General features: G+C 65.0%; 6 protein-coding genes. 3 read left to right on the top strand and 3 right to left on the bottom strand.

From position 1 onward, the window contains the following. Positions 1-24: 24 nt before the first annotated feature. Positions 25-1,593 (bottom strand): (2,3-dihydroxybenzoyl)adenylate synthase, encoded by a 1,569-nt coding sequence (locus ABLE92_RS06210; protein ID WP_348803803.1) that lies wholly within the window; start codon positions 1,591-1,593, stop codon positions 25-27. Between the two features lie 31 nt (positions 1,594-1,624). Here ABLE92_RS06210 and ABLE92_RS06205 point away from each other — a divergent pair, with 31 nt between their 5' ends. The 3 genes from ABLE92_RS06205 (at position 1,625) to ABLE92_RS06195 (ending at position 4,129) form a co-directional block, all read left to right on the top strand. Beyond that, positions 1,625-2,320: an isochorismatase family protein gene (locus ABLE92_RS06205; protein ID WP_348803802.1), complete on the top strand. Its 696-nt coding sequence runs from the start codon at positions 1,625-1,627 to the stop codon at positions 2,318-2,320. Then, positions 2,317-3,093 carry an SDR family oxidoreductase gene (locus ABLE92_RS06200; RefSeq protein WP_348803800.1) on the top strand — a complete coding sequence of 259 codons (777 nt, stop codon included), beginning with the start codon at positions 2,317-2,319 and terminating at the stop codon, positions 3,091-3,093. Before ABLE92_RS06205 ends, ABLE92_RS06200 begins: the two co-directional genes overlap by 4 nt. Positions 3,094-3,157: 64 nt before the next feature. Next, positions 3,158-4,129: an ABC transporter substrate-binding protein gene (locus ABLE92_RS06195; protein WP_348803798.1), complete on the top strand. Its 972-nt coding sequence runs from the start codon at positions 3,158-3,160 to the stop codon at positions 4,127-4,129. A 615-nt stretch (positions 4,130-4,744) separates the two neighbouring features. Here ABLE92_RS06195 and ABLE92_RS06190 read toward each other — a convergent pair. Both ABLE92_RS06190 and meaB read right to left on the bottom strand, forming a co-directional pair. Next, positions 4,745-7,015 (bottom strand): DUF222 domain-containing protein, encoded by a 2,271-nt coding sequence (locus ABLE92_RS06190; RefSeq protein WP_348803797.1) that lies wholly within the window; start codon positions 7,013-7,015, stop codon positions 4,745-4,747. Between the two features lie 285 nt (positions 7,016-7,300). After that, a complete protein-coding gene (meaB, locus tag ABLE92_RS06185) occupies positions 7,301-8,299 on the bottom strand; it encodes a methylmalonyl Co-A mutase-associated GTPase MeaB (protein ID WP_348803796.1) in 999 nt (332 codons plus the stop codon). Between the last annotated feature and the right edge of the window lie 8 nt (positions 8,300-8,307).

The raw sequence follows: 8,307 nt of genomic DNA, 5'->3' as shown, positions 1-8,307 counted from the left end.
ACCCGGTCGGGGTGCCGAGCCCGATCAGCGGGTCAGTAGCTCGCGCAGTTTCTTTCGGCTCACCTTGCCGACGCCGGTCTCGGGGAACTCGTCGATCACCGTGATCGCGTCGGGTAGCTTCCACTCCGCCAAACCTGCCCGGCGCACAAATGCGCGGATCGCGGCGAGCGTGGGCGGATCGTCGCGGTCGGCGGGGATCACGTACGCGCAGGTCCGCTCGCCGAGGTAGGTGTCGGAGGCGGCGACGACGATCGCATCCCGGACCGCGGGATGAGCCAGGAGATGCTCTTCGAGTTGTTCGGCGGACACCTTCTCGCCGCCACGGTTGATGCGGTCGGTGCCCCGCCCCCGCACCACCAGGTTGCCCAGAGCGGTGAACTCGACGACGTCGCCGGTGCGATACCAGCCGTCGGCGGCAAACGATGTGGGGCTCGCGCCCTCCCAGTAGGAACGAATCGTGTACGGTCCCTGCGTCTCCAGGAAGCCCGGCCCGTCGGTGACGGGGACGCCGTCCTCGTCCACGAGGCGCAGTTGGTCCCACTCCGACATCGGGCGGCCCTGCGTGGTGGTGATCTCGTCGTCGGGATCGTCGAGGCGGGTGTAGCAGACCAGTCCCTCGGCCATGCCGAAGACCTGCTGGAGTCGTGCACCCAACGCTGGGCCGATCCGCCGGGCGAGTTCATCGGGACAGCGGGCACCTCCCACCTGCACGGTCTCCAGACTCGACAGGTCGAAAGCCGTTCCGTTCTCTGCGGTTTCGGCCCAGATGCGGGCCAGCGGTGGCACCAAACCCACCATCGTGACCCGCTCCCGCGCGACCAGTTCCCAGGCCACCGACGGCAACGGAGCCGCCGACAACACGACCGTGCCACCGGCGTGCAGGGCGCCGAGGATGCCCGGTGAACTCATCGGGAAATTGTGGGCGGCCGGCAGGACGACGAGGTACACCGTGTTCTCGTCGACACCGCAGACCTCGTTGCTGCGGCGCACGCTGTACAGGTAGTCGGCGTGGGTGCGTGGAATCAACTTCGGTACGCCCGTACTACCACCGGACAGTTGCAGGAATCCGAGATCCTCCGGATCGGCCCGACCGTGATCGATAGGGTCGGCCCAGATCTCCTCGAGTACATCCGAGTCGATGAGGTGACCGATCGTATCGACCTGGTCGGCGACCGACCGCGCGAGACCGCGATAGTCGAATCCCGGCGTCGACGCCGGAGAGATGATCGCCACCGCCCCGGCCGACCGCGCGATGCCGACCAGTTCGTTCTCGCGGTGAGCCGGCAGACCGAACACCGGCAGGGCCCGCAGGCGGAACAGCGCGAACACCACTTCGACGTACTCGACGGAGTTCGGGATCTGTAGCAGGACCCGGTCGTCCGGCACGATACCGAGGGCAGCGAGCCCGGCGGCCAGACGGCCCACCCGATCATCGAGTTCGGCATAGGTCAGCGAACGATTCACGTCGACCACCGCGAGCCTGTCCGCGAACGCCGGATCCACGGCCCGACATGCGACGATGTCGTCGAAGGTGTCGTCGGTCCACACCCCATTCTCGCGATAGTGGTCGGCAAGTTCGGAGGGCCATGACATCACACGCACAAGGTGAGGCTACCCTAATGCTGTGTCCATTCCGCCCATAGCTCCCTACCGGATACCCGACGGGCCGTTCCCCGACCGGGTCGACTGGACGTTGCACCCCGACCGATGCGCACTTCTCGTCCACGACATGCAGCGCTATTTCATCGATGCCTATCGACTTGATCATGAGCCGATGGCCACCGCGCTACCCAACATGGTGGCGATTCGCGATGCCTGCAATGCGTTCGGGGTGCCGGTCGTCTACACGGCCCAGCCCGGCGATCAGCACCCGTCTCGACGCGGCATCCTCTCGGAATTCTGGGGCAGGGGGCTCAGTTCCGGACGGGACGAGGAGATCATTCCCCAACTGACTCCGGGGCCCGACGACATCTGCGTCACCAAATGGCGGTACTCCGGATTCCAGCGCACCGATCTGCGGCAGTTGCTCGCCCATCACGGCCGGGATCAGCTGATCGTGGTCGGGGTGTACGCGCACATGGGATGCATGATCAGCGCCACCGAGGCCTTCATGAGCGATGTCGCCCCGTTCTTCGTCGTCGACGCCATGGCCGACTTCAGCGCCGATGAGCATCGCATGGCGGCCGACTACATCGGCAAGCGCGCGGGACGTGTCCTCGATGCCGCTGCGGTGATCTCGTCGATCTCACCGCCGACGCGGGGCGGGACAGCGCTCACCGACGATCCTGGCGCGCGTGGCCGGTCCGGGATCACCGCATGAACGATGGTCCATTGACGCCCGTCTCCGGGGTGGCGGGTGCGCTCGCCGTCGTCACCGGCGCCGCCGGCGGTATCGGATCGGCGGTCTGCGCGGTACTGCGCGAATCCGGCGCCACCGTGATCGGCTGGGATATCCACCGGGACCCCGATACAACGCACGGTGACAAGCACCGCCGGCCGGCTCGGGGTGGTGACGTCAGCGACGTCGACATCACCGATCGCGATGCCGTCGCTGCCGCCTGGGACGCCGTCGAGCGCGACCACGGACCGGTTGACATCGTCGTCTCGGCGGCCGGAGTGATGAGTGACGACTGGGATCTGTGCATGGCGGTCAACGCCGGCGGGGTCCGAAACCTTCTCGACGTGGCGGTCCCGACACTGGTGGAGCGACGCCACGGAGTCGCGGTCGTGGTCTCCAGCAACGCGGGTGCCACACCACGTTCCGCCTTTCCGGCCTACGCCGCATCGAAGGCGGCCGCAACGTCCTACGCACGATGCATCGGTCTGGCCGCGGCACCATCCGGGGTGCGCGTGAACGTGGTGTCACCAGGGTCGACCAACACGCCGATGCTCCGCGGGATGTGGTCGTCCACAGACGACCGCACTACCGTACTGGCCGGTGACGCAACGCAATTCCGCCTCGGGATCCCGCTGGGGAGGATCGCCGAGGCGAGGGATATCGCAGAGACTGTCGTCTTTTTGGCCTCCGATGCGGCGCGTCACATCACGATGCACGACCTCCGGGTCGACGGAGGCGCGACATTGGACAGCTAATCAGCGATCCACCTTCCCTGCTCATTTTCCCGACCGACAACCCCGACGATTGGAATCAATTCTCGTGAGAAACTCCCGATTGATGCTGCGCGGCCTGGTAGTGGCCGTCGCCATCGGCATGACCGCCTTCCTCGGCGCATGCTCGTCTCCCGATGAGGACTCGTCCTCGAGTGACGCATCGTTCTCGCCGGTCACTATCACGCATGAGTACGGCTCGACCGAGATCACGGCGAAGCCGACCCGTGTGGTCACTCTGCTCACCGACTGGACCGACACCCTTGCGGCGTTGGATATCCCGATCACGGCGGCTTTCGTACCAGAATCTGCACCGACGTACTCGTGGACACAGCAGAACAATGCGGAGGTCGTCAAGGTTGCCGATCCCACGCAGGTGACGGTGGCCGAGTTGGCCAAGTACAACCCGGATCTCATCCTCGCGGGACCGTTGGGTGACCAGAACCGCTACAACCAGCTCAGCGAGATCGCCCCCACCATCCCACTGATCAACAAGGGCGCCACGGTGGACACCTGGGAACAGTTGGCCACCACCACCGGTCAGATCTTCGGCGTGCAGGATCAGGCGCAGAAGCTGATCGACGAGACCAATGCGAAGATCTCGAAGTTCAAGTCCGACAACCCCGGTTCGCAGGGGAAGACCTTCACCTTCGCCCAGGTCATGCCGACCGGTCAGATCGGTGCCGTCAACACGACCGAGGACCCCGCTGCCGGCCTGATCGCGCAGCTGGGCTTCACCCTCAACCCTGAGGTCGCCGCGCAGCACACCGAGGGGCAGACCCGGTCGCGAATCTCCCCCGAGCGCATTGACCTGCTGAACTCCGATCTGCTGATCGCGTACGTTCCGGGCGGAGATTTCGCTGCGGTACAGAAGATTCCGGGTTGGAACAACCTCACCGCCGTCAAGAACGGGACCGTGGTGTTCCTCAACGACGACACGCAACCCGCATTCAGCGTGCCGAGCGCACCGTCGGTCGGGTTCGTCATCAACACCCTGAATCCGGTGGCCGCCAAGCTCTGATCCGGCGGACCGATTGCGACGAGCCGGTGTGGGTGATTCAGTTCGCCCACACCGGCTTTCGTTCTGCTTCTCGCCGGTGCCGGCCCCGCCACCATCATTCGCTGCTCGAACAGGCCCTTTCGCCGGTCGAGGCCCCAGTTCGCCGGTCGAGGCCCCAGTTCGCCGGTCGAGCAGTCCCTTTCACCGGTCGACGCCTTAGTTCGTCGGTCGAGCAGTCCTTTCGCCGGTCGAGCCGTGGCGAGCCCCCAGGGCGAGCCGCGAGTCGAGACCACCGCAGGGTGCGCCGGAACTCACCGACAGGTTCTGCTGATCCGCCGGGCCGAGCTTGTCGAGGTCGAGTTCCCGTCCCGTTAGTCGAGCCGCACCACCCGTTGGTCGAGCCTGGTCGAGCCGGTCCGGAGCGATAGCCGCCGCGTTGAGCTCCGTCGAAACGGAGGACCGTGTCGAGACCTCGCAAGGAAAGGCTGGAACTCGCCACCCGACCCGTTGGTCGAGCCGGTGAGGAGCGATAGCGACGAGCCGTGTCGAGGCCTCGTAAGGCGAGGCTGGAACTCCCCACGGCCACAAAAGTTTCAGTGGTCGTGAGGCCTGACCAGTCCGGCGGGCGGGGCTGATTCAAGAAGTGTCGAGCCGATAGTGGAGCCTGGCGGCCAGCACACGTTCGATCCGGCTGTTACGAGGGTTCATGCCGATGGCGGCCAGTTCCTCAAGCTCACGTTCGACGTCGGTGCGGCCTTCACGGATGAGGCGCTCGCGTGCCTGACTTTCGGTCGTCCTGTCGCTGACACGGATCCGCGTACGTGAGGCACGTTCGAGCCCGGCAGTGGTGGCAGGGTCGTCGGGATCGTCGGTGATCGGAACACCGTCTCCGCCGAAGATGACCAGGTCGATCTCCCCGGTGTTGGCGGCATCGAGTTTGTCGGAGTGCGCGTCGCCTACGGCGTCGGGCCTGTTCCGTTGGTCAGGCGGTCGTGGTTCGACAGCATCGGATTGGGCTGCGCCTGAATCGTATTGGTCGACGCCTGGGTCGGGCTGATCGATGACGTCGGCATCGTGATCGTCGTGCTTGTCGACGCTGTCTGCGATGTCGATGCTGCCGTCGATGGTCGAGGAGTCGGCAGCCGGAGCGTGATCGTCACTCGGAACACTACGGTCGGACGGGGTTTCTGCCTCGACGGTCGCCGGGGCTTCGGCCTCGTGGTCGCTGTCGTCGTCGGGATCGGCCGGTTCGTCGACGTCGGCGGTGGCGTCGGGATCGACCGACTCGGCCTCAACCTCTGCTTCGGCGTCGGCTTCGATGTCAGCAGTTTCGGCATCCACCACTTCGGCATCAACCACGTCGGCATCAACCGAGTCGGTGTCTGCGGGTTCGGTTGCGCCGGAACCACTACCGATGCCGGTGTCCTCGCTGGTGGTGTGGTCGCTGTGGATCTGATCCCGGATCTGGTCGAGTTTCTGCTCGTACAGTGCGGTGATGTCGGGGTGATCGTTGACGATCTTCGGGTTCTCCGGCATGCCGGGTGCGGCGTTGAGCTGCCACCAGCACCGACCGGCGAGCGGCCCGTCTTCGTAGATGCCGGTGGTGTACTGCCCCGGGTTCGGGCCGACCATCCGGTTGTGCGGACCGCACGCCGGCGCGAGGTCGGTGATGTCGGTTTTCCCGCCATCAGCCCAGTCTTTCTTTGCGTGATGCATCTCCGAATGCGACGCGGGTTGCCCACATCCGGGGAACGAGCACACTTCACCGCCGGTGCGGGAGAACGACGCGATCCGCTGCTCGGTCGACGCCAACCGGCGGGCCCGCCCCAGATACAACGGGAGGTCGATCGCGTCGGAGAACACCGCCAGGAACTGCTGCAGATCGTTGGGATCCTTGATGTCACCCAACGCCGAGAGTAAGTCCGGAATGGGAATCGTCGAACCAGAGGCGGTGGTGGCGTACCCGGCGCCGGCCAGCAAGTCCTGCAGGAACGTTTTGATGATCAACGCGACCGGCAGGCCGCGATGCGTTTTGCCGAGGACGCCTTCTTTCATCGCCGACACCAACAGGACGTGCATCGCATCGTGATTGCGTTGTGCTTGGGAACGATCGTCACGCTTGACCGCCGCCGCCAGCACGTCGGGGTCGGCGTCCCCGATGGCGCCGGTCGGCGATTCCAGATCACTCAAATTATTCATCCCGGGCTGCGCCCACGCATCCAACATGGAGTCCCACAAGGCACGGGTGATCGGCGGGAGATGCCCGTTCAGTTTCGCCATCCCATCGACACGGGATTGGTTGATCCACAGGTTGCGACGCTGTTGGCGTTCCTTCTCCTCCACCAACTGCCCATCGGGATCGAGGTGCGCCAGAATCCGGGCACCCATCTTGGTGATATCCGCCGGAATGTGTTCGGTGGCCTTCTCACCCAAGGTGGCTTCGGCCGCGACCTTCTTGTCGTGCGGAACGGCGTTCGGGATGTTGTCCAACGCTTCGAGTGCTGCCGAGAGGTGGGTGTGGCCGATCAAGCCCTTCTCATACGCGGCCGACAAGGTCGGGAACTTCGGCTCCTCCGGTTGCCCGGTCAAACCGTGGAATCGGGCGGTGGCCTTCATGTGAGCGATGCGCATGGTGGGTTGCGCGATCCGCAGATCGTAGTTCAGAAAGTTCGACAGGCTGACTTTGCCGACCTTGCGGTGCACACCACGATCCGAGATTTCCAGGATCGCCCGATCACCTTGAAAGTGGGTACGGGTCGCGATCTGTTCGGACAGTTTCGCTGCCTCGATGACTTCGGTGTCGGAGCATGCGGTCATCGGGGTGGCGGCCAGTTCGTCGAGCAATGCGTTGATCTGGTGCATCAGTGCCAGTGGTTGCGACATGGGGGTGTCGGTGGTGTCTGTCATGCTGATGTCACCTCCCCCGAGAAGGCCGTTGTGGCGTATGTGTTCTATTGTAGCTGTCCTGCATGACGCTCGCAAGTGTTTTCTATCCACATCTTATGGATGAACCAGTGTGGTTGGGGTGGTGGGGTTTTCGGCGTCGGCTTGCGTGGTCTCGACACGGGCTTCGCTAGCGCTCCGCCCGGCTCGACCGGCGGGATAGCGGCTCGACCTGCGGGATGAAAGTGTTCGACCGGCGGGATGAGGGTCTCGACCGACCGGGATGAGGGGTGCTCGAGGCGGGCGGAATCAGGTGCGCGATTCGCCGTCGAAGATCTCGACGATCTGTGCCGCACCGAGAGCCGGCGTCAATTCTGCTCCGCGCACGCGGTTTTCGATGTCAGACCGCTCGGCCTTGACGGCTGGGCTGTTGGCGAGACGGGACACCACGGTCTCACGCGCCATCTCCCACATCCAGTCGATCTGCTGACGACTGCGGCGCGCGTCGAATTCGCCTGCGGCCACCAGTGTTTCGCGGTGCTTCTCGATCGCCGCCCAGTAGTCGTCGACTCCGGTGTTCTCGATCGCACTCATCGTCTGCACCGGCGGGAACCACAGCGCGTCGTGCGGATAGATCAGTTTCAGCGCGTTCTTCAGTTCACGTGCAGCCGATTTGGCCTCGGTCAGGTGTTTGCCGTCGGCCTTGTTGACGACGATCACGTCGGCGAGTTCGAGTACGCCCTTCTTGATGCCCTGCAGAGAGTCACCGGTGCGGGCCAGCGTCAGGAACGAGAAGGTGTCGACCATGTTGGCCACGGCCACCTCGGACTGTCCGACACCGACGGTCTCCACGAGCACCACGTCGAAGCCCGCGGCCTCGACGAGCACGATCGTCTCCCTGGTCGCCTTGGTGACACCACCGAGAGTGCCCGACGTCGGCGACGGACGGATGTAGGCACGGCGGTCCATCGACAGCCGCGCCATCCGCGTCTTGTCACCGAGGATGGACCCGCCGGTGCGCGTCGACGACGGATCCACCGCGAGAACCGCGACCTTGTGACCCATCTCGATCAGATAGAGCCCGAGCGCCTCGATTGTCGTCGACTTCCCCACCCCGGGCACGCCGGTGATTCCCACGCGAAATGACTTGCCCGCGTGCGGAGTCAACCTGAGTAACAGCTCCTGGGCGGCGGCCCGATGCTCGGGACGTGTCGACTCCACCAGCGTGATCGCACGCGCCAGTTCGGCGCGCCCGTCCTCCAGGATCGCCTTCTCGAGCTCGTCGACGTCGATCGGGCGTCGCGTCACCCTCGCTG

It is taken from the genome of Gordonia oleivorans (assembly GCF_040044975.1).
GTDB lineage: Bacteria > Actinomycetota > Actinomycetes > Mycobacteriales > Mycobacteriaceae > Gordonia > Gordonia oleivorans.
Note: the sequence above shows the minus strand (reverse complement) of the source record. Positions and strands in the feature narration are given on the sequence as shown.